The sequence below is a fragment of the Bacillus sp. GW823-FHT06B01 genome, from assembly GCF_058952315.1.
The window spans coordinates 1-590 of sequence record NZ_JBXAHR010000030.1 but is presented as its reverse complement, the minus strand read 5'-3'; the positions used below and the strand labels follow the sequence as shown (position 1 = coordinate 590).

Genomic DNA, 590 nt, shown 5'->3' with positions numbered 1-590 from the left:
ATATCTGATAATCGATTGCTGAGTGTTTGAATTTTTTTTGCTTGTTTTATAATATCTTCAGGTTCTAATTTTAATATGGGGCTTCCATTTGAATGAAAGGATCCCTTAAATGTATCTCTGCCGTGTCCGTCCATAGTTAAACGTGTAAAAAGTCCTTGTTTTGTATCGTTCTGTCTCACTGTGTATTGCTTACCAATTAGAGGTGCACCGAATTGAGTGTGGTTACCAATCGGGTCATTTTCATGTGTATAATCAGTTGCTTTATTGTCCATTTTCCCTTCATCTACTCGTCTTTTTGCTTCAGGACTTAGTATACGATAGGGATTCGGTGCAGCATATGTAGTTGCATAACAATCTAATTCTGCAGCGATAAGGTCTGCTTCTGCACCACCTTTACTATGTCCAGTGGTATGAAGAGAAGAAGGGTTATATTTTGCTATGATGTCATTTTTTGCCCATTTTAATCCAGTATCAAATGATGTTTCAGAATCAGGTTTTATAGTTTGACTGTTACTTGGAGTAATTACTTTAGAATGTGTTTTAATTCCAAACGTAATCTGATCGATATCTGTTTCGAAATCTGCTAATTG

Annotated in this window: 1 protein-coding gene; it reads right to left on the bottom strand. The window is 35.8% G+C overall.

Features of this window, described 5'->3' with window-relative positions:
• Positions 1-590 (bottom strand): lipase family protein (locus AC1Q8N_RS28760; RefSeq protein WP_493521519.1); only part of this gene is annotated, 590 nt, incomplete at both ends.